The following is a 23,140-nucleotide window of genomic DNA, read 5'->3' as shown; positions in this document are numbered from 1 at the left end:
TACTTGAGTCAAACGTCATTGATTATACAAAATTTGAATAATAAATATAGGCAGATGTGAGTAATATGAATGCGATGAGCAAAATAGCAAACTGTAACACCTTTTCCTCTAAGCGTAATTGCTGGCTTATATCTTGGGCAGGCAGTAAATATAGATGACATTCAGGACAACACGAATCTACCTGATTCAATGCTTCCATAGAACGTGCTTTTTCACAGCGTAGAGGAGAATTACTACAGTAGCCGAGCATAATATATACGCCTTTTTTATAACATAATTATCAATCCAAAAAGTGTTAGGTAAACAAGACCAAATTTGAAATCAGGACTTTAGTTTTGAAGTTTTATAGATAAAGCATATATGAAGACAGTTTTGTTTCATGTGGTCACGATATAAAAAACAACTATCATCCCATCATGATAACCAATTCTCTCAAAACTCCCAATTTTTTGACTAAAACGTTAGTTGACATAATCTATCGTATAAAACCGTCTCATATACATTTAAAAAACCTTACAGTTAGCATGGTTTTATACTATAATATAATCTCAATGTTACTCTTTAGTGAGTAATCATAACATTGTGTATCGGTAGCTAATGTCATCCCTCATTAGATCTCTACCAAAAACCATCTATCATGTTGAGGAATAAAACGATGAAACTACAATCCCTAGTTTTAGCTGCTATCACTGCATTGACTGTGAATACTGCTTTTGCAATCCCTGCAGGTACTTGGTCAGTTGCTGCTGGTGCCCATATGGTCGATCCTAAGAATAACAATGGCACCCTTGCAAATGGAGCGATAGATGTTGATGTAGATAGCGATATCCGTCCAACCATCAGTGGCGAGTACTTCATTGCCGACAACGTAGGAGTCGAGCTATTAGCAGCAATTCCTTTTCATCATGACATCACTTTAACAGCTGGTGACACCACAATTGATGCAAAGACTCAGCATCTACCGCCTACCCTATCTCTACAATATCACTTTGACGGCTACAATATGCCTATGAATGTAAAACCTTTTATTGGCGTAGGTGTGAACTACACAACCTTTTTTAAAGAAAAAATTTATAGCGATACATACGAAAACTTAAAGCTGGATGACAGTGTTGGCGTTGCTGGTCATCTCGGTCTTGATATTCCTTTCACCCCCACTGAATCCTTTCGTATCGATGCTCGCTATATGGACATCAAGACCGACGCAAGTGTAGACGTTGCTGGTAAAACGCTAGATATTGGTGAAGTTGATATCAGCCCTTGGGTATACGGCGTGGCATTTGTTAAACAATTCTAATATATCAAAGATATCACAGATGAAATAGCGTAAATAAAGAAGTCAGTTTGATAACTGACTTTTTTTATTGATGGTAATGATTGTTTTCCAAAAACTTCCAAGCATAAAAAAGACCATCCGTAGACAGTCTTTTTTTAAATCAATTATGTTAAGAGCTGATAATCAAACCTAGAGTAAAATACGGCGTGGATCAGCCAATAAGGTAGCGACATAGCGGGTAAATACCGCTGCATCAGCACCGTTGATGACACGGTGGTCATAAGACAATGAAAGTGGCAGCATTAAGCGCGGCTCAAAAGTCTGCTTTGCAGCATTCCAAACAGGCTGCATGGTCGCTTCAGATGCTCCCAAGATACCCACTTGTGGCCAGTTAACAAGTGGTGTAAACGCCGTACCGCCTAAGATACCTTGGCTTGAGATAGTAAAACTTGCACCTTGCATGTCTTTCGTGGTGAGCTTTTTATCACGTGCTTTGCCTGCTAACTCGCCGATTTCGATGGCGATCTGCTTGATGCCTTTATCCTGTGCGTTTTTGATCACTGGCACCACTAGACCGTCATCAGTCGCAACCGCAATACCCATATTGACGCTCTTACGCAAAATCACTTGGGTGTTGTCATCACTCAAATGACTGTTAAAGCGTGGGTGCTGCGTGAGGGCATATGCCGTTGCCTTAACAATGAAGGCCAAGATAGTCAGGCCAATACCTTCAGCTTTCATACTGCCTTTTAGCTCACCGCGCAGTTTTTCAGTCTCAGTAATGTCTGACAAATCAAACTGAGTGACCTGTGGCAATAACGTATTATAGTTAAGCTGAGGTATTGAGACCTTTTGAAGACGGCTAAGGTCTTGCGTTTCCGTCTCACCCCAAATCTCAGTTTTACTCATGTCAGGTAGCTTTGGCAGTCCTGAGCTAACAGCGCCCTGAGCAGCTGGCGCGGCTTGCTGAGTGGTCAAACGGTTTTTGACATGCGCAAACAGATCTTCTTTTAGAATACGATCGTTTAGTGCTGAGCCATTTACCTGTGTGATATCAACACCTAGTTGACGCGCCAGTTTACGTACAGCAGGGCCTGCGTATACATCTGCAAGCTTTTCATTGACTTGTGCTTCGGTCAATTTTTTATCCGTAGATGCCGCAGTTGAGGTCGGCGCAGGTGCTTGCTTTGGCTCGCCTGTTGGAGCTGGCTGCGGTTTATCGCCAGCTTTTGGTGCAGGCTTATCCGCTTTTTTAGCAGTGTCGGCTTTTGGTTTTGCATTAGAACTACCTGCCGCTTTAATGACAATAAAGTCTTGCCCATTAGCAACAGTGTCACCAGCATTTACCAAGATTTTTTCGACCACACCTGCTTCTGGTGCAGGCACTTCAACTGAGGCTTTATCTGACTCAATCAATAAGATAGACTCATCAGCACTGACCGTATCACCTACACTCACCATAATTTCAGCTACTTGCGCTTCGTCAACGCCTATATCTGGTAGTGCATGGGTGGTCGATGCGCCTTCACTAGCATCCGCAGCCGATTCTTCTACGTCTGTATCCTCTTCAGCTGCGTCTTCAGTACTCTCGTCTGCTTGTTCTGCATCAGTTACTTCTTCGGCTTTGTCGTCAGCATCGTCACTTACCTCAGCACTCTCTAGTTCAATCAATACCATGCCTTCGGTGACTTGATCACCAACAGAAACGCTGATTTTGGTGACTTTACCAGCGGCAGAGCTTGGTACTTCAACTGAGGCTTTATCTGACTCTAGCAAAACGATGTTGTCATCTTTTTCGATAACATCACCCACTGCTACCATAATCTCGCTGACTTCGGCGCTATCGACACCCAAATCGGGGGCTTTAATATCCATGTTTATCTCCTAGTCTTATGATTATTATTCTTTGACATCACCGTCATTGAGTAAAGTTGCATCTGCTTGATCTTCAGCACGACCTTCATTGCTGATTTCTTCATCGTCTTCAGCGACAAACTCAGGTACAGGGCTTGGGTTTACTTTGCCTGGTGCTGGTGCATCTGGAGAATGATCATAATAAGACTGTTGGTGCCATGCAGGTGGCTGATCCACATCGATACCTAAACTTGAAATAGCATCTTTAACCAAACGCATTTCCACTTCGCCTTCATCTGCTAAGCGCTTAAGCGTTGCAACAACGATGTGAGCTGCATCAACATTGAAGAAACTACGTAAGTTTTCACGAGTATCAGAACGGCCATAACCATCCGTTCCTAAAGTGGTATAAGGACGGTTGTCCGGTAACCAAGCACGGATTTGTTCTGAGTAGTTACGCATATAATCGGTTGCTGCTACTACAATACCTTCGTGCGGTGCTAATTGCTCAGTAACCCATGGCACTTTCTCTTCATCCATTGGGTGTAGACGGTTGTAGTCGTCACAAACCATACCATCACGAGTCAACTCGTTAAAGCTAGTAACACTCCAAACGTTTGAGGTGATATTAAACTCATCTTTTAGGATCTTAGCGGCTTTTTGTACTTCACGTAAGATCACACCTGAGCCCAATAGCTGCACCTGAGTTGAACCATTGTCTTCAAGCAGATACATACCACGCTTGATACCTTCTTCGGCACCTTCAGGCATAGCAGGTTGATCGTAGTTTTCGTTCATCAAGGTCAAGTAATAATAAACGCGCTCACCTTCTCCATACATACGGCGTAGGCCATCATGTACGACAACTGCTAGCTCATAACCATAGCAAGGATCATAAGTCACGCAGTTTGGTACGACGTTAAATAAAATTTGTGAATGACCATCTTGATGCTGCAAACCTTCACCATTCAAAGTCGTACGACCCGCAGTGGCACCTAGTAAGAAGCCTTGTGCTTGACAGTCGCCTGCCGCCCAAGCCAAGTCACCTATGCGCTGGAAACCGAACATTGAGTAGTATATGTACATCGGAATCATTGGTAGCGCGTTCACAGAATAACTGGTTGCTAAGGCAATCCATGTACTCATTGCACCCGCTTCGTTGATACCTTCTTCTAGCATATGACCATCGATGGCTTCTTTATAACCCATCAAGGCTTCGCTATCTTCTGGCGTATATTTTTGGCCAACTGCAGAGTAAATGCCGAGTTGACGGAACATACCTTCCAAACCAAAAGTACGCGCTTCGTCTGGTACGATTGGCACGACGCGATCTTGGATGTCTTTATTTTTCAGCATGGCTGATAGTAGACGTACAAATACCATTGTCGTTGATTGCTCTTTACCATTGCTACCTTTCAACACTCGATCGAATATTGACAGTTCAGGAATATTCAATGGAATGTGACCACTGCGACGATTTGGTAGGTGACCGCCTAATGCTTCGCGGCGACCTTTCAAGTATTTCATTTCTGCCGAATCTTCTTCAGGACGGTAGAACGGTAGCGTTTCTAGCTGCTCATCTGTAAATGGCAAATCAAAACGATCACGGAAATAAACGAGCGCCTCTTGATCAAGTTTCTTGATTTGATGCGATTTATTGACCGCTTGTGTTGTGCTGGACAAACCATAGCCTTTGACAGTTTTGACCAGTACGACCGTTGGCTGACCTTTGGTTTTCATCGCTTCACTAAACGCAGCATACACTTTTTGTGGATCATGACCACCACGGTTTAGACGGGCAATATCCTCATCAGTCAATGCATCTGCCATTTCTTTTAATTCAGGATATTTACCAAAGAACTCTTTGCGAGTAAATTCAGGCGTACGCGCTTCGTATAGCTGGTACTCACCATCGACCACTTCTTCCATACGATGTTTGAGAACGCCAGTATCATCATTGGCAAGCAGGCTATCCCATTTACCACCCCAGATAACCTTAATCACACGCCAGCCCGCACCGCGGAATACCGACTCTAGCTCTTGGATAATTTTACCATTACCACGTACTGGACCATCAAGACGCTGTAAGTTACAGTTAACAACCCAAATCAGATTGTCTAACTTCTCACGACCAGCAAGAGAGATTGCACCCAAGCTTTCTGGCTCATCCGTCTCACCATCACCTAAGAATGCCCAAATTTTACGACCTTCTTTCTCTAACAGTTTACGGTTTTCCATGTAGCGATGCACATGAGCATGATAGATCGACATGATCGGACCTAGGCCCATTGAAACGGTTGGGAATTGCCAATAATCAGGCATCAGGTACGGATGCGGATAACTTGATAAGCCTTTACCACCGACTTCACGGCGGAAGTTATCAAGCTGATCTTCAGTCAAACGACCTTCTAAATAAGAGCGCGCGTAGATACCTGGTGCTGAGTGACCTTGATAATAAATCATGTCACCACCGAAGTGATCACTTGCCGCGCGGAAAAAATGGTTAAAACCCGTTTCATAAAGCGTTGCGCTAGAAGCAAATGAAGCTAGGTGACCACCCAAATCATCATCATTTTTATTAGCACGCATGACCATCGCCAAAGCGTTATAGCGAATCAACGCACGGATCTTACGCTCCATACCCAAATCACCTGGGTACATTGGCTCATCTTCAACAGCAATACTATTGATATAGGCTGTATCGAGGCGGTTAAATGGTAACCCCTCTTGAACCGCCATGTTGTATAGCGCTTTTAATAAAAACTGAGCACGATCCTTGTCTGCATGCTTGAGAACAGACTCAAAGGCTTGAAGCCATTCTTGGGTTTCGGTGCTATCAGCATCCTTATAATAATTCATCATTACTGTCCTTTTCTGTCAGTCAGCCCTGCCTAAAAACAGGATGTTGTTAAGTCAAAGTATTGTTCAATACTGTCTTAAGGGAATGGTTTGCTCAATGACTTCCTTGTTAATTCAAGAAATTACATTCAGTATTCTGCATGTATACGGCTGCATTTGATCATTTCATAATCTTGGGCATCCAACGTAATTAAAGTAGAAACGGTACTACTGTGCATCTATATATCGTATGCTAACTGAATAATCAGATAGTAAAATACGCTCTCAGCCTAGCTCCTATAATCAACCATCAAACGATAATAACCCTTTATTATAGGCGTTTATGCCACAGTTGTTTATAGCTATAAAGAAATGGTGATATGACAAGTATTTTTGAAATAAATATTGATTAGTGATTAGGTAAATATTTACAGTCTTACCAAATTATTTTAGTTTTTCATTATAATGGAATTGATAATCATATGGTTACTCATCGCACTAAATGAACCTTTCATCCTCTTTAAAAAGCTTTTAGTAATGATCTTAGATATATTGAGTTAATAAAAATTACTAATCTTTACTTTTCTTACACAGTAATTTTCATTTGATACAAACTTGGATCGGGGTGGTTAGATGTGTATCGATAGATATCCAATCTTGGGTAAATACCTTAACGTCAGTCAAATGCTAAATTTTATTATATCTGCTCTATTCTTGAGTTTGATACTTACTATTAATAGTGCTCGTGCTGATTTTGCATCAAATGAAACCTCTACGACTGGTATGTGTCCTGCCAATCATAAAATGTACTATATTGGTGCCAATCCTCCTGCTTCTACTTCGTCGTCTCTTGTCGTTTCCCAGACGTTGACCTGGACAGCTGGACAAACAACCAAAAGTTTTACTTTCACAGAGTCATCTGGAAATAAAACATTTACGATTGCCTTTTCTAACATACTAGACAAAACCACTACTGCCATTAGCACACCGTCAAATGCTGAATCCCCTTTTTACGATAGCTTGAGCGGTGTAACCACTTCAGCTATAAACTTGGTTCATAACTCTCCTGTGTCAGCAACCTCTAAAACCAACCATGTTTTAGATGTCAAAGTGGGTCAATCTACGAGTAAAACTGGATATAAAATTCAAGATCTAGACTCAACTGGCGCTACTGGGCAAGTACCTTATATTGAACAAGTGGATGTCTCTTCTAGCAAAGGACAACTAACCGCTAATAATAACTTCCATACAATAAATGCTTCTCGCGATATTGTAACAGCTCGTTCAGGGCTGAATTGTGGTGCCGGAGGATGTACTATAGATGCCGCTTGGAACTACAATATTGCAAATATTGCTCTAAACCTTAAGCACAACAATACACTTTCACAAGTAAATAGCCCACACGCTGTAGGCTACTCTGACTTTTATTTTTGCTTGGCACCGCCTAAACTGATAATCAAAAAGGCACTCAATGGCAACCGCGTGAATGATAGTGACACTAAACGAGATCAATTTGAGATAACTGCTACTGGAGGCTCAATAGCGACAAACAGCTTTACCACAACTGGCACAGGCTCAACCATTACAAACGGTACTAGCGCTACACTGACCTTGGCTGAGAACACAAGCTACACTATTACAGAACGAGCCATCAATGGTACAGCACTTGGTGATATCGCAAGCTACAACGCTACCTATACATGTACCAATGCCACGACTGGTAGTACCACAGTTATGCCAACTGCTGCAATGACTTACAACGCCACTGCTAAAACTCGCTCGTTTACACTTGCTAATACGACATATGGCGATGAGATAACTTGTACTATCACTAACTCGATAAACAATTATAACTTCTCTGGCACTGTGTTCAATGACAATGGCGGCATCACTAGTGCCAATGCCTCTAATGCCGATATTGCGACTGGTCCTTACGCCAATAATGCTAATTACTTTAATGGCGTATTCGATAACACTGCACCCAATGCCGAAACTGTTATTTCCGATAACGATAGTACGGTCGAGCTGACCAATTGCTCAGGGACAATTATTGCTTCACAACCAGTCGCAGTTAATGGATTGTATTCGATCAATGTTTCTGCAGCACAATTGGCAGGATATTCCAATCTATGTTTAGTGGAAAAAAGAAAGGAAGGTTCTACTTCTTTTCCAATACGCACTACTTTAGGCAGTAGGTCCCTTAATTTTCAATCGTCTACTTATAACTATCCAAACAATAACTTTGGTAGAGTTATTGTTGAGAACTCAGCTTTAGTACTAGAAAAAGAACAAGCAGCAAATAAGTGCGACATCATCTCCTTTACAGATACCTCGCTCAAATACAGCAAAGACGCTTTGAATGAAAAAGGTGACAACCCTGATATACGTCCAGGCCAATGCATTGCTTATAGAATTACAGCGACCAATCGCGCCAATATCCCTATTGATAATTTTATCATGCAAGACATTTTACAGAAAAAAGGGGTCAATAATGCGACTGTAACCTCAGTCCTGACTACCCCTGCTCGTGAAGCAAATGTGTTCAACGATGGCCTGAACAATGGACAAAATGGCACGATTAGAACCATATCTCAGACATTGCCTAAAAAGGATAAACGCATATTTTATTTCAACACTAAATACGGTACTACCGTAGACACTCAGTAGCGATCAATCATTACTTCTCACCTACTCTACTAGCCTCCCTTTTTACGCTAAAAAGCCCTATCTGCCAAGATAGGGCTTTTGCCGTTTGGTCACCTTAATAAACCCTTTGTCGTCTTTATAGTGATTATTTGTATCGTTTACGTGAAAATCACCAAAGAGGAAACTACCTATTTTTTATGCGTACTTTCTATAACAGATTCAGGTTAATTATTCCGCGATTTGTAAGTTAACACCTTATTAGCATTACGATCGAGACAAGGATTCTATATGAAACGATTTAAGCTTGTACCCAATATTTTATTAGCAGCATTGGCTTCTACCTGTGTATTAGGTACCGCTCATGCTGATGATACATTGAAAATGGATTTAACTGCTAACCAAGTTATCAAAAATGCAGAAGGTAAAACGGTTTATTCGCCAGTACGCACAGCACCAAAGGGTACTGTTATTCAGTACAAAGCAACTTATACCAATACTATCAATAAAGATATTAACGACTTGATGGTAGCACTACCAATTCCTACCAACATGGTATTTACAGGTGACGCCATGCCTGCCAGCGCTCAAGCCAGTACTGATGGTCAGAACTATGCTGACATGCCTTTGATGCGTAAAGTAAACGGCAAAGTAGTAAAAGTGCCATTTTCTGAATACCGTAGCCTTCGTTGGAATATCAAGCTACTACCAGCCATGAAATCCGCCACCGTATCACTCAACACGGTAGTCAACTAATACTTACACAATGCTTTTATCTTAAACCTTCTGGAGATTGACCGCATGAAACCTAATTTATTCCAATACTCAGTGTTGACCGTTGGTGTCGTTGCTGCTATGGGTATTACTACTGCCAATGCAGCTACCCCAACAGGTGGTACGTCCGGCTCATTTAATGTAAATAACAAAGCGACAGCTTCTTATACTGTCGCTGGTAATACGACTGTTCAAACTGCTGAATCAAATGTCGTCACCGTTAATGTTTCTGAGACGGGTTCTTTTAGTTTGATTTCTACTGTTGTTGATGCCAATCCTAACGATGATTTTGGTAGAGATCGCGCTATTAATGCACAAGCCGTTTCGACCGTAGATTTTACCCATACCTTGGCTAACGCCGGTAACATTAATGATACTTATACCGTCAATATTGCCAATGCCACTGGCGATGATTTTGATTACAACCTAGGTAGTAGTGTTATTAAGTACCAAAAAGTCGATGCTAGCGGTGCTAATACGGGTGGTTTAGTGACCATTGCTAACGGCGGTACTATTGCATTAGCACCAGGCGAAAAAGCGTTAATCACTGTGACAGCGCAAGCCGATACTAAGCGGGTTGCAGATGCTAATGGTATCTTAACCGTTACTGCTCAAAGTGCCTATTTAAAATCGAAACCTAGTAACAGCGCTGTTACTACTTATACTGCCACTAACACTGATAATGCGTTAACCAAAACGCCACTTTACGCTATCACAAAATCGGCTATTACCAATCTTGGTAATAGTAACTTAGATCTAAATAGTACCACTGCTTATGTTGATTATACGATTACCGTCAAAAACGAAGGTAATATCGCTGGTACTGCAATCAGTATCTCAGATGATCTACCGTCAGGCTTGGTAGCAATCGCATCGACAGAAGCTAACTATGTAGCCCCTACTGTTACTGCCTCTAATGGTAGTGCCGCTGGCACAGCTGTCATCTCTAATGCCAACAAAACAATCACTGTCGCTGGCCAAAATATCAAAGTTGGCGAAACGATCACCGTCACTTTCCGTGCCGAAAAAGCAACTGGCGCAACCGCTACTAGCTCATTCGTCAACTATGCAGTCGTCAGAGACAATACCAAAGACGATGCTACTGCGAATACGCCTGATATCATCGATAGATCTGATAATGGCACTAATCCAGGCGGTCCTACTGAAAGCACTTATGAAGATCCCGCTAAACCTCTAGTAGGTAAAGACGATAACACCAATGCAACCGTAAACACGACCAATCAAACGCGTGCTATTGCCATCACTCCTGGTGCCAATAAAGAAATTGCGCTTGTTACCCCTAATACTATTAATGACGTGACCAACAGTTACACTTATACCATCACTAACAATGGTACTGACGTTATAGAAGCAGCAGGAACAGGCAATAATGCCAATGCTGTCAAACTGTCTATAAAACCAACGGCTACTCAAGATGGCGGGATTATTGATAATCCTAATATCAGTATCGCACGTGTCTATGTAGACGCTAACAACAATGGTAAGTTTGACACTGGTGAAATTGAACTTACTGGTGTAAATGGTATCTACGATCTTAATGCTGCCACTCCTTTTGTGACAGGTAGTACGACCACTCGCAAAGGGTTAGCGCCTGGCGAGAGCGTCAAAATTGGCGTACAGGTTGCTTCAACAGGTAAAGGTAGCAACGATCCAAACTCTACAACAGATAACGTAAACAACATCGGTGATTTTGAGACTTTAACAGTCGCTGTACAGCCTAATGGTGCCGTTAGCGGTACTGCCGCGCCTACTAGCACTGCTGGCAACCCATTATCTACAACCTCTACGACGACCTTGCAAGGTATTAATCTGAAGAAATACCAAATAGCGGCTAATTGTGACGCTAATCCTACTGTTACTGCTGCTGCGTGGTCGACTGGTAATGTAACTGCTAATGCTGATCAATGTGTCTTCTATAAATTAGAAGCTAAAAACACATTCATGGATGTGGCCAAAATTGTTAACAACCTTGTGGTTTCAGATACGTTAGACAGCAAACTTACTTATCAAACCAATAGCTTCTCAGCGTCCCCAACAGCAACGACTCAAACGCTCGGTCAGTCAATCCAAGTGACATTTGCGAGTATCGCTGCTAATACGACAGCCAACGTTGTGTTTGCTGCAAAACCTTCGCAAACAGGCACTAATTGATAATCAAGTAACCTATAAGCGCCATAAGGTGCTTATAGAACAAATCTCTAGCTTGAACAGTTAAAAATGATTGGTTCAAGCTAGAGATGTTCCACCCTGTTACCTCTTTATGTTTTATTGGATAAGCGACATATGACTCTATCTATCATGACACCGTCTAATCGTACCGCATTGTGTACAGCGAAGATCTCGGCGCTGTCATTGGCAATGTTGCTTATGCAATCAAATATGGCATTCGCTGCGCCTGAATCACTTGTGCAGATAATCAACAATACTGCTCAAGCCACCTACAATGTCAACAAACAAAATGACATAGCTATTACTAGTGCCTCAAACAAAGTACAAGTTAAAGTCTCAAACCTACCGGAATACGGTATCAGCTTGACTCAGCAGCCATTACTTACTGTCATGCCAAATGCCTTGGTAAACTGGGTCAATGTTCTCACCAATACCAGCTACAGCGATGAGACGGTCAAGCTGACATTAGACGTATCGCCAACGCTATCGAACTTAAAGGTTTATCAAGACCTTAATAAAAACGGCATTGTTGACAGTGCTGATAGTGAAATACTTTTTGATAACTTAAGCGCCCAGATCAAGCTTGGGCATAACGAAAGCCTTCAGCTTATTGTGCAAGCTTTGTCAGATGCAAATGGTAAAAGCGGCGATACGGCTGATATCAAAATTGGCGCGGTGGTCTTAGAAGATCCGTCTGTATCAAAAGCTCATGCTACTGATGAGTTAATCATTGTTGAGCCTGATATAGCTTTTACTACTCCTAAGTTCGATGAAAACAAAACCACCTCTCAGCTCAATGAAAACGTCTATATCGATGCCAGCTACGCCCAGTGTAATGTTCAGCCTGAAAAACCAGATCAAGTATGGGTGACAATTATCTCTTCACTAACAGGTGACAAATACTCATTAAAAGCGATTGAGACAGGCAATAACACAGGTAAATACCAGCTGTCGGCACCAACGCAAAACAATGCCAATGCTATTGATGACAAAATTATTCAGACATTAGTAAACGATACCTTAACTGCCAGCTTAGACGCTTGTATTGCTCCTTCTGTCGGTACGGGTGTAAATGAGCTACCAAATGATAGCGACTTTACGGTACGTATTGACGACTTAGATACGCAAATCAATATTATCGATGATACTCCAAGCCTTATTGTGACCAAAGAGAGTGATGTCAAAAGTGCCGAGCTTGGTGATTACGTCAGTTACACCATCAATGTCACCAATAGCAGCACCTCTACCGCTTTTGACGTGCAGCTAAAAGATGCGTTGCCGCGTGGTTTTGATTACGTTAATGGTAGCGTGCGCGTTGGCCAAAGCGCTGAGATCAATAAAGCACAAACGACCGAATTTAAGACTGACGGCAAGTATCAGGTGCTAAGCTTGGGTAACATGCCAAGCGGTGAAAGTAAAAAAATCACTTACCGTGTGTTAGTCGGTGCAGCCTCATTGGGCGGTGATGGTATCAATCGTGCGACGGCGGTAGCGAATAACGGCCAAGGTCAAAGCGTGGCGTCAAGAGAAGCACAATGGAAAATTGAGGTAGAGCGCGGCACAATAAACACTGATGGTATCATTGTCGGCAAGGTCTACCATGATATCAATCGTGATGGTATTCAACAAAAAGAAGATGGCGAGCTGGGTGTCGCAGGCGTACGTATTTACATGGAAAATGGCAATTTTGTCGTGACCGATCCTGAAGGTAAATATAATTTTTATGGTGTGAGTGCCAAGACTCATGTTTTAAAAGTTGATCGTACAACGCTTCCTAACGCAACTGAAATGGTCACTCAAAGCAATCGTAATGCTGGTGATGCGGGTAGCCGATTTGTTGATTTAAAATATGGTGAATTGCATCGTGCTGACTTCGGTATCGTAGGCGGTATGGATGATAGTACTGATCGCTTAAACGCAGAGCTGGTAGCTCGTAGCAAATCAGTGGGCACTAAAAATGACACCCTTGAGCAAGCCGTAAAAACAGAACTGACGTTAGACCCTGACTACAATCGCAGCTACAAAGATAATATTCAAGCCAGCGGCTGTAACATCAATGGCGAACTAGACTTAGGCAGTAACTGCGACTCCGCTATCGTCAATGACATGGTTCATCCAGTAGCCAGTCGTGTAGATATGGCGGTTACTACTATAACGCCACCAGCAGAAAAAGAGCTAGAAGAATATCTAAAAGAAGTGGCAAACAATGAGGTTGGTTTTATCAATCTCAACGAAGGCCAACAGCTCAGTACTTATAAGCAAATGGTACAAGTCCAAGCACCGCTTGGCTCATTATTTACCTTATACGCCAATGGCAAAGCGGTATCAGAACAACAAATTGGTAAAACTGCTGAACAGAAAAAACAAAGTGTCGTAGCTTTTGATTATTATGCGGTTGACTTACAACGCGGTGGCAATACCTTACGCGGCGTGGCTACCGATGTGAATGGTAAGATTATTTCTGAGCAAACCATCAAGGTATGGACACCAGAAAAACTACAAACGATTGGTTATCGCACTCAAGAGCAAATGGTTGCCGCTGATGGTATAAGCGAATATCAAGTCGTTATCAGCCTAAAAGATCGTGATGGTCGTCCTTATATTGCTTCAACGCCAGTCACTATCGATACCAACATTGGCCGTATCAATCTTAGTGATAGCAGCAAAGATCAAGCGGGCACTCAAGTCATCGTATCGGGTGGCGAGCTGTTGATACCAGTCACCGCGCCGAGCGTACCAGGTAAAGGTGAGCTGGTAATCGATACTGGTAGCAGCAAACAGACCATTCCATTACAGTTCACAGCCAAACTGCGTCCACTGATTGCCGTTGGTATCGTCGAAGGTGCTATTTCACTCAAAGACTTTGATGATAGTAGTATCACTGATGCTCAAGGTGCATTTGAGCAAGAGCTGAATGATTTTGCTGGAAACGACGACTATACCGCATCAGGTCGTGCAGCCATGTTCCTCAAAGGCAAAGTACACGGCGACTATTTGTTGACCCTAGCTTACGACAGTGACAAAAAAGGCGAGCGCCTGTTCCGCGATATCGACCCTGGCGAGTATTATCCAGTCTATGGCGATTCATCTGCTAAAGGCTTTGATGCGCAATCAACTAGCAAGCTCTATGTGCGTCTGGACAAAGGCCGCTCATTTGCTATGTATGGCGATCTAAAAACCCAAATTGACAATGATGAAGGTATCAAACTTGGACAGTACAACCGTACGTTGACTGGTCTAAAAGCGCAGTTTGAAGACAATAATACTCGCGTAACTGCATTTTTGGCAGAGACCAGCACTAGCCAGCGTGTGAACGAGACTCGCGGTTTAGGTATTTCTGGGCCATATCCACTTGCTGAAGATTTTGATGCGGTACTAGAAAATTCTGAAACGGTTGAAGTAATCACCCGTGACGCCAATAACCCTGGACTCATCATTAATCGTGAAACTCTGACTCGCTTTGCTGATTATGAAATTGATCCGATTAGCCGTAGCTTATTTTTAAAATCACCAATTGCCAGCCAAGATATTGAAGGCAATCCTATTTATATTCGTGTCACTGTAGAAGTGGATGAAGGTGGTGAGGACTATTTAGTTGGCGGTATCGCTGCTAAACAACAGCTTACTAACAAAATCTCTATCGGTGGTAGCTATATCAATAGCGATGACCCATTGAACAAAGAAGAGCTTGCTAGTATCAATAGCGTTATCAAATTCAATGACAAATTAAAGCTGGTTGCTGAATACGCGATGAATAAAGCCGAGAACCCAAATTTTCAGGCAAGCAATCAGATCAATACGACAGAGTTAGACGACAACAATGTGAAAGGTGATGCATTACGTGTCGAGCTTGACTTTGACAATAAGAAAAACACGCGTGCCAAGGCTTATTATAATGATGCTGACGAAGGGTTTGTCACTGGTGCATCACCGCTTACCGCTGGACGTACGGAGTCTGGCGTAGAAGTTATCCATACGCTAAACAATAAAAAAACTGCCCTAAAGTTAGAAGGTGTATATACCGAAGATTATACTACCGAAGCGAGTCGTGAAGGCTTACAGGCCAGTATCGAGCAACGCCTGAGTGAAAACATCGTTGGCGAAATCGGTGTCCGCTACTATAAGCAAGACGCCACTGCTGCCTCGCGTAATACGCAAGCCGCCACAGATGTTGTAGATATCACTGATGACACACTGTTTAACGATGACATCATCAACCAATCTGCATTAAGTAGCGTGAGTAATGCTGATAAAGACATCGAAGGCACGACCGTTCGTGCTCGTATTACCTCTCGCCTACCTAAACTAAATAATAGCTTGGTATTTGCAGAATACGAGCAGGATATTGACAACGGCTCACGCAATGCCACGTCTATCGGCGGCGAAACGCCTATCGGAGGCTTGGGTCGATTGTACGCACGTCATGACTTGATCAATAGCCTATCTGGCACTTATGGTCTTGACGATACGGATGAGCGTCAACGCACCGTGGTTGGTTTTGATGCCAATTACATGAAAGATGGTAAAGTCTATAGCGAATATCGTATGCGTGATGCTATTAGCGCACGTGAAGCTGAAGCCGCTATTGGTCTAAAAAACAAATGGTATGTACAAGAAGGTTTGACGGTAAACACGTTACTTGAGCGTGTTGAATCACTCGAAGGTGAAGAAAACAACACCGCAACAGCGGCAGGTTTTGGGGTTGAATACCTTGCCAAACAAAATTACAAAGCTTCAGGTCGTGTCGAAAAACGTTGGGGTGAAACGAGTGACACGTTACTTGGTAGCGCCGGCATTGCTTATCGTTATACTGATGAGATTACCTTACTTGCCAAAGATACCTATTCACGCATTGACTATAATGATGGCGATCGCACAATCAATCGCTTCCAATTAGGCGCGGCTTATCGTGATTACGATAGCAATCAGCTAGACATGCTTGCAAAGCTTGAGTATCGCTTGGATGATAATAATACGGGTGACGACACTTATCAAAAAGACACGACCGTTTGGTCATGGAATGGTAACTATCATCCAACGCGTGCCCTAACCTTGTCTGGTCGCTATGCAGGTAAGTATACAGAATATGAGGCAGACAACATTACTAGTGACAACACAGCTCATGCTCTTTATGGTCGTGGACTTTATGACATCAGTGAGCGCTGGGATGTTGGTTTGCAAGCGGGTACATACTGGAACAATCAAGCAAATGACTTGGCTTATATGCTTGGCGCTGAAGTGGGCTATAGCCCGATGACCAATCTTTGGTTGTCTCTTGGCTACAATTTCATGGGTTTTGAGGACGAAGACATTGCTTATGATGACAGCACTCAAGAAGGTGCTTACTTTAGACTGCGCTTCAAGTTTGATGAAAACCTGTTCAAGCGTGAAGACCCACGTAAAAATAAGCGTCTAAATAGTGACTCTACTCAAATCGGCGACACTAGCTTATAGTGTTGCTGATGTTGTCTTAAATCCTATCTGATAACAATGTCACCCTGACGGTAGTGGTATTTTGATTTGCTAGACCAGAGACAACAAAATCAGCGCTAAAAATGGTAAATACCAATACTTATTACCTTCATATAAGGTTTGCATCATGTTTAAAGCTGCCATTAACACCATTGCTTATACCCGACCAATACAGGCTACGCTCTCAGCACTATTACTTGTGAGCGTGGCCTCACCTGCGTCAGCGGCAGATAGCATCGCTACTGATAAGGTTCAAACCGCTAATACAAAAAGCACTAGTGACTGTCGCACTGATATCGAGACTCAAGTCCCTTCTTATAAATACCAAAGTGAGCAGCAACGTGTGCTTAACTGTATGATAAAGCAGCTACAGCCCTATCAGCAAAAAGACAAAACAGCGCGTCAGCAATATCTGGCATACAAAGCACAAGCATGGCTTAATTATGCGATTCATCAAGACAGTATGAATAGCCGCTCACCTGCTGGCCTCGTTGCGGTAGGCATGGCAGAGTCTATATTGCAAGCGCTGAAAAATGACACCGCGCAAAATATCCAGTTACAGCAGGACATCCCGATGACCTCTGCCCTAATGCGCCCTGATCTGTGGGCAACGCTAAGCGCGCTCAAAGACAGTGATGGTATAGAGTCAGCACCACGTGAGATGGCATTCAGTGAAGTGGCATTGATCTGGGCTGCAACCAATCAGTGCGAGCGAGGTTGGCGCGAGTCCGGTATACATTTTCGTATGGCAGATCGCTGGCTTGAGCAAGCACGCGAAGCTTATATCAATGTCCATGATTCTCAGACTAACGTCGCTTTGGAAAAACGAATCGTCGATTACTATAAGCAGTATGCACCTTTAGATGCCAGCGATGACGTCTGCCGTGGACAAATATTGACACCCTCAAAACAATAACAAAAAAGCCGACATTTAATGTCGGCTTTTTTATCGCTACTCAATAGTATTTAACCAGCTGTCTTAGCGATTTTTACGCGGTAACTTCTCTGGCAAGTAACAACGTAAATAAGCAATGAACGCTGTATTCGCTTCTTGGATGTATTCATCCGTAATACTCTGATGACGACGATAAGACAACGTGAATATCGCATTCACAATGCTATAGGCAATTAACAGGGTATCTTGCACGTCTTCAAAGTTTGGCATCTCATAACGCTCTGACAAACGCTTATAAACCAAATCGACGATTTGATGATCCATGTCTTCACCAAAACTGTCACCTTCAAAATCAGGTGTATTGGTATCATAAATAAGCTTGGCTTTGGTCTTGTCGTTATGGAAGATCATCACACATTGGTCAATCAGAGCCGTTAAATACCCCTGCCATCTGTCATAATTACCCACATCAACCGTTTCTACGATTTCTAATATCTCGATCGCATTCAAAAAACGCAATGCTAAAAAGATTGCTTCGATATTAGGGAAGAAATGATAGGCAGAAGCTCTTGGAATACCTGCCTCTTCACACACAGCCGCCAACGTAATATCGTTAATCGCTTGTGTTTCACTTAACTTCTTGGCACCCGCCAAAAGTTTTTGACGACGTGCACGGCCTTGCTGGCTGGTAAACTTAAATTTATTTGGAACAAGTTTTTTTGCCAGTTCCGAATCTACCAACACATCTTCAATTTTTTCGTCTTTGTTTTCGCTCATTGTAAGTCTCTTAAAATTACACCCTAATTTATAAAAGTAGTCTTCATTGGAAGATATTCCTCCTAATTGAAGAAATATTTCCTATCAGTCAATAATATAATGCTAGTATCAGCGCTATAAGACTCATTGGAAAGGCATCATAAACGCTTGTACACTATCAAGCAAGGGAGATGAATGGGTTAAAATAATGTACAGATCAACAATTTAGTCAAGCTGACCATGAATTGTAATAAAATTAATCGTTCAATTAAAACTAATCATTAAGTTTGATTTTCGCCCTTATAATACCATGATCAATGACTCTATCTGCATAATCCCACTTCAAATGGTCATTAAAATAGTCTACTCGCTCCACTTGACCAAGTGAAAACTTGCTATCAGGCAAAAACTCTTCTGATACAAACAATTGATCGATTACTTCGGGCATACCCTGATATATATGAGTATAGGCCACATCTCTCATCCAATCATAGCGTGACTGAATACGAGCTGCATCAAATAAGGCAACATCACGCATACTCTTATCATAGTTAACTTCGCCAGTCTCAGCCATTAACTGCGTGGTAACGCTACCAGTGACATCGTTCATGTCCCCTAACAAGATTAGCGGCTCGCGAGTATGGTGTAAGCGCTCTATAATAGACATACGAATAGAGGCTGCCTCTGCAGCACGCATACATAAACTACGAAGTTTGGCACGGACTCGAATATTTGGATCATCCATATCTTCTAATAAATGACCATTTTCATCACGCAAGAAAAAAGCACGTTTACTTTTTAAATGGGTCGTCACAATCGTTATTGGCTGACCATATGCATTGACACGTAACATTAGTGGCGGACGATTAAAACGTTTATATAGTCCAATGTCAGGTATATCAATCACAGCTTTTGGCAAAATGTCTTCTAGCAAACTGCATTCTAATTGCTCGAAACGGCTGATAATACCAACAGCAGGCGTATTTTGTGCCCCTCTACCTTGAGTATATGCACTGGCACTATCATTACTCGCCAGTGGTGCTACAACATGCTTAGGCTCAAACCCTAGAGATACAGCCAGCTCTTCAAGTGCCTGACTGTCCCATACCTCTTGTACTGCAATAATATCGGCATGCGCCTTTGCTAGTAGATCAGTAATACCGCGCAATTTATGCTGATATTGGCGCTGACTATAGGCGGGCGCATTTTCATAATAAATACGATCAGGATTGGAAAAATTGAGTAAATTGGCTGTCGCAATATAAAACTGTTTCTGACCACTATCTTCCATATTACTCATCCTAAATGATCTCTTATTATATTTATTGAAAACTTATATTGTAGAGTTTAATTTATTTGCAGCAAAAAAGCCTCCAAAGATTACTTTGGAAGCTTTAAATTAGCACAAATCTCACTGGTTTTGTTTGGTAAAAGAATCAACTCTACAATCAAACTAACTCTTGTTATATGAGAGTAATATAATAGGTTATTCAATTACGCAAAGCAGATAAGCGCCTAAAAATACTATCCTTTTTCAAATCTGTAATGATATTAGGAAATACGGTTCCAAGCATCAGCTGATGCTCTACGGGCTTCATTCCATTCCATACGAGACTCACCCTTTACTTCATGCCATGAGCGTTCTAAATCTGCTTCGTGATCTTCAAAACGAGCATCGGCAGGATAACGGGCGCGGTTAGCATAACCTACTGCGTATGCTGGGTGTAAATCGCGATCAAAATCATAACCTTCTTTATAATAATCTGCATTTGCATGCTCAGCGCGCCAGTAAGCTTCTTCATGCGTTGGATCAATGGCTTCTGCCGCTGCATGTCCTGCACCGCCACCAACGATAGCACCGATAGCACCGCCAATTAGAGTACCTAATGGACCTGCCATCGTACCAATAGCTGCACCTGCTGCTGCTCCGCCTACGCCACCAATACCTGTACCCACTGGATGAGAACCTGGTTCACCTGTGATGATATCAGCATTTAGGTCTTTTTTTGTCTCTTTAGACATGTGTTTTACTTCGCTACGATCGATAGCGTCATGATTGTCTATCATATTGTCATTGTCATGTAAGACACCTCTATTACCGTCTAACATAGGATCAGCATCAGCTACTCTACGCTGATTGTCATCAATAATTCGTTCTCTATCACCGACTTCTAAGTAATCATCATCAGCAACTACACGGTTATTAGGGTCTGTAATGCGGCCATCGTTATTCATAATATCTTCCTTAAATTCGTTTTTATATATTAGTATTTATTGGTTACTAACTTATTTTTAAATAATAAATTAGTGGTCTTACTTAATTCTTCTAAAGTATAGAAACTTATAGGGGAAGACAGATAGACGGATTATGTAAACTATGTCCTACTTGCGATTGTCTTGCGTTACAGCCTGTATCTTTATAACTATTTTGTAGAGTGGCAGAGCACTTTACGTAATATCTCATTATCTAGTTATTGTGTTTTCATGTATACAGTCGTTCATTGATAGAGTATTTTTTATAAGACAATCAACGCTCTATCAATGGCTTGCTGCCATTTGCTTAGATGTTGCTCACGCATATCGTTCGACATCTGAGGTTCAAAAATTCGATCAACTTGCCAAGAAGCTTGTATCGTAGCTTCATCGTACAAGCCAGTTTTTAGACCAGCAAGTAACGCTACACCTTTAGCCGTGACCTCTGTGTCTTTTGGACGTAATACTGGTACATTAAGCAAATCTGCTTGAAACTGCATTAACAAGTCATTATTCGCGGCCCCACCATCTACTCTTAATTCAGTAAGTGGATGAGGACTGTCTTTTTGCATTGCTATCAGCACGTCGTAAGTTTGATAAGCGACTGCTTCTAATGCTGCACGTGCGATATGCGCCTTGGTCGTACCGCGACTCATTCCAGTAATGCTAGCACTGACATCTGAACGCCAGTAGGGTGCACCAAGTCCCGTAAAAGCTGGTAATAACACCACATCTTCACTACTATCGACCTGCCTTGCCAACTGCTCAATCTCATCACTTTTTTGAATCATACCCAGATTATCACGCAGCCATTGGACGATTGCCCCTGCCATAAACACACTGCCTTCGAGCGCATAAGTGACTTCTTTTTTGGGCGGTTGCAACATGCGTCGGCCTGACTTTACAATTTGCTCAAGTGATAGACTGTCAGAGCGAAACGATGCCGATTTTTTTTGCCAAGCAATGGTAGTCAATAGCTTATGTTCACTAAGCTTAGGTTTTGTCCCAATGTTCATTAACAAAAAACACCCTGTACCATACGTATTTTTTGCCATGCCAGCATCGAGGCAGCCTTGTCCAAAAAGTGCGGCATGCTGGTCACCCAACACTGCGTGTATAGGGATTTGTTTGGCAAAGAGGCCTTTTTTAGTTTTACCGAAGTCACCATCAGATGGCAAAACTTTGGGCAACAAATTCATAGGTATGGCAAAACGTGCACACAACTCCTCTGACCACTCCATTTTATTGATGTCATATAGTAGAGTGCGAGAAGCGTTGGTGACATCAATGACATGCTCACCGCCTGTTAGCTTATATATGAGCCAACTGTCTATCGTACCGACAGCTATTTCGTCGTTGTCAATGCGCGCCCGCCATTTAGGATTGTGCTCTAACAGCCAAGCAATCTTACTGGCGCTAAAATACGGATCCAAGCGCAGGCCTGTTATACGTTGCACATCGCTTGATATATCGCTTTGGCTATCATGAGAGGTGTTAGTAGTCAGCTTTTTGCAATAGCTTGCTGTACGTCTGTCTTGCCAAATAATTGCCGGCGCTAATGGTTTACCAGTTTTTTTGTCCCAAACCACGATAGACTCGCGCTGATTGGTAATCGCAATACTGGTGACATCAGTTGCAAGCAGTCCTGCCTGATTGATAACATCATGCGCGCAACTAATTTGCGTCTGCCAGATTTGTTGTGCATCTTGTTCAACAAATCCTGCCTGCGGCGTTTTGAGGATCGTTGGCTGCTGTACCATTTTGATTGGACGCGCATGATCGTCGTACAATATTGCCCGACTTGAGGTTGTCCCTTGATCTAAAGCCAAAATATATCCTGACATCACTCACACCCTATCTTATCTCAGTCATTTATCATTGATATTTTATAGTCATTTATCTGTTACTTGCACATATTTATAGTCTTTCACATGATCAGTCATTAAAATATGGTTAGTCAAGCATGAAGGCTCTTAGCGGTTATATGTGGTAGTCAGACAAATAATTCAGATTTTTGGAATATAACATACATCAGCACCGGCAACGCGTAATAGCTCTTTAATCGACACACAATAATATGAACGCCTCTGTAACTTATCCCTTAACTGTTTGATAAACCTTTTATTGTGGTTAAATAAGCGATGTGGTTGCCTTTTTTGAATTCAAACAGCTAACATAAAACCATTGTG

The 23,140-nt window shown here is 42.2% G+C and carries 12 protein-coding genes; 6 read left to right on the top strand and 6 right to left on the bottom strand.

Features of this window, described 5'->3' with window-relative positions; translation table 11 throughout:
- The first annotated feature begins 655 nt into the window (after nt 1–655).
- A complete protein-coding gene (locus A3K91_RS05120) occupies nt 656–1,297 on the top strand; it encodes an OmpW/AlkL family protein (protein WP_062844294.1) in 642 nt (213 codons plus the stop codon).
- Nucleotides 1,298–1,465: 168 nt separating this feature from the next.
- Here A3K91_RS05120 and A3K91_RS05115 read toward each other — a convergent pair whose 3' ends face one another.
- Nucleotides 1,466–3,151: a 2-oxo acid dehydrogenase subunit E2 gene (locus tag A3K91_RS05115; protein WP_062844293.1), complete on the bottom strand. Its 1,686-nt coding sequence runs from the start codon at nt 3,149–3,151 to the stop codon at nt 1,466–1,468.
- Between the two features lie 24 nt (nt 3,152–3,175).
- Nucleotides 3,176–5,992: a pyruvate dehydrogenase (acetyl-transferring), homodimeric type gene (gene aceE / locus A3K91_RS05110; RefSeq protein ID WP_062844292.1), complete on the bottom strand. Its 2,817-nt coding sequence runs from the start codon at nt 5,990–5,992 to the stop codon at nt 3,176–3,178.
- Nucleotides 5,993–6,652: 660 nt separating this feature from the next.
- Between aceE and A3K91_RS05105 the strand changes: the two genes are divergently transcribed.
- The 5 genes from A3K91_RS05105 (at nt 6,653) to A3K91_RS05085 (ending at nt 17,963) form a co-directional block, all read left to right on the top strand.
- The gene (locus A3K91_RS05105) at nt 6,653–8,635 is read left to right on the top strand and encodes a hypothetical protein (protein ID WP_062844291.1); all 1,983 of its coding nucleotides are present in this window, start codon (nt 6,653–6,655) and stop codon (nt 8,633–8,635) included.
- Between the two features lie 267 nt (nt 8,636–8,902).
- Nucleotides 8,903–9,367 carry a hypothetical protein gene (locus tag A3K91_RS05100; RefSeq protein ID WP_062844290.1) on the top strand — a complete coding sequence of 155 codons (465 nt, stop codon included), beginning with the start codon at nt 8,903–8,905 and terminating at the stop codon, nt 9,365–9,367.
- Between the two features lie 45 nt (nt 9,368–9,412).
- Nucleotides 9,413–11,557, top strand: a complete 2,145-nt coding sequence (locus tag A3K91_RS05095; RefSeq protein WP_062844289.1) for a beta strand repeat-containing protein — start codon at nt 9,413–9,415, stop codon at nt 11,555–11,557.
- Between the two features lie 132 nt (nt 11,558–11,689).
- A complete protein-coding gene (locus A3K91_RS05090; RefSeq protein WP_062844288.1) occupies nt 11,690–17,029 on the top strand; it encodes an SdrD B-like domain-containing protein in 5,340 nt (1,779 codons plus the stop codon).
- A gap of 145 nt (nt 17,030–17,174) precedes the next feature.
- The gene (locus tag A3K91_RS05085) at nt 17,175–17,963 is read left to right on the top strand and encodes a hypothetical protein (protein WP_062844287.1); all 789 of its coding nucleotides are present in this window, start codon (nt 17,175–17,177) and stop codon (nt 17,961–17,963) included.
- A gap of 63 nt (nt 17,964–18,026) precedes the next feature.
- Here A3K91_RS05085 and A3K91_RS05080 read toward each other — a convergent pair whose 3' ends face one another.
- The 4 genes from A3K91_RS05080 to glpK all read right to left on the bottom strand — a co-directional run bounded on the left by A3K91_RS05080 (nt 18,027) and on the right by glpK (nt 22,795).
- Entirely contained in the window at nt 18,027–18,719 is a 693-nt protein-coding gene (locus tag A3K91_RS05080; RefSeq protein WP_062844286.1) for a TetR/AcrR family transcriptional regulator, read from the bottom strand.
- A 253-nt stretch (nt 18,720–18,972) separates the two neighbouring features.
- Nucleotides 18,973–19,998 (bottom strand): endonuclease/exonuclease/phosphatase family protein, encoded by a 1,026-nt coding sequence (locus A3K91_RS05075; RefSeq protein WP_062844285.1) that lies wholly within the window; start codon nt 19,996–19,998, stop codon nt 18,973–18,975.
- Nucleotides 19,999–20,249: 251 nt separating this feature from the next.
- Entirely contained in the window at nt 20,250–20,765 is a 516-nt protein-coding gene (locus A3K91_RS05070) for a hypothetical protein (protein ID WP_179288341.1), read from the bottom strand.
- A 449-nt stretch (nt 20,766–21,214) separates the two neighbouring features.
- The gene (gene glpK / locus A3K91_RS05065) at nt 21,215–22,795 is read right to left on the bottom strand and encodes a glycerol kinase GlpK (RefSeq protein ID WP_062844283.1); all 1,581 of its coding nucleotides are present in this window, start codon (nt 22,793–22,795) and stop codon (nt 21,215–21,217) included.
- Between the last annotated feature and the right edge of the window lie 345 nt (nt 22,796–23,140).

Origin of the sequence: Psychrobacter alimentarius, assembly GCF_001606025.1 — a bacterium.
Taxonomy (GTDB): domain Bacteria; phylum Pseudomonadota; class Gammaproteobacteria; order Pseudomonadales; family Moraxellaceae; genus Psychrobacter; species Psychrobacter alimentarius.
Note: the sequence above shows the minus strand (reverse complement) of the source record. Positions and strands in the feature narration are given on the sequence as shown.